The following is a 655-nucleotide window of genomic DNA, read 5'->3' as shown; positions in this document are numbered from 1 at the left end:
CGCACACAATGCATCGGGAGGGCTAGTGTCGGCTGTGTAGATCAACTCAGATGCAGTTACCGCATTCAGGCAGGCTACTTCTTCAACGCTTAAATCACATGGGCCCGCATCGGCTAATGCAATATTGACTTGATGTGTCATACCGGCCGGCGTACCTTCCAAATCAATAAATGTAACCGTCGCACCGGCAGGGACATTAAAGAAAGTCGTTGCCCCAACACTGATATTGTAGAATGCTCCGCAGTCGTCTGTTACGGTTACGTCGAAACCTCCAGCATCATTGCCCAGGCAGTCCGGCTGAACCACATTGCTTATAATGATCTCCGGTAATGGATCTCTGATCTCTGTGCCGTCAATAACGCCTGTAGTGTTGGCCCCGCAGCTACTTGTAATGGTGTACTCATAATCTGTCCCTGGCTGAAGGGTGCCAGCAGGGATCGTTAATTCAGATGTAGTCAGGCCGGTATAACTGGTGAACTCCTGACCATTGGTATCCAGCACCACGGTATAGGATTGGACCAGCGTATCCGGGTCGGTAATGTCCCAATGCAGGACAACCTCTCCGCCACAATCGTAAGTTATCGTTATGTTTTCTGGTGTGGGGCAGGTTCCTACACAGTCATTTTCATACCACGCTATCTTATTATCATCATTA

Annotated in this window: 1 protein-coding gene; it reads right to left on the bottom strand. The window is 49.3% G+C overall.

Going from position 1 to position 655, the window contains the following annotated elements:
• Window positions 1-655: hypothetical protein (locus tag IX84_RS33430; protein WP_044223975.1), on the bottom strand; the 655-nt coding region annotated here is incomplete at both ends.

Origin of the sequence: Phaeodactylibacter xiamenensis (assembly GCF_000759025.1) — a bacterium.
Lineage (GTDB): Bacteria > Bacteroidota > Bacteroidia > Chitinophagales > Saprospiraceae > Phaeodactylibacter > Phaeodactylibacter xiamenensis.
Note: the sequence above shows the minus strand (reverse complement) of the source record. Positions and strands in the feature narration are given on the sequence as shown.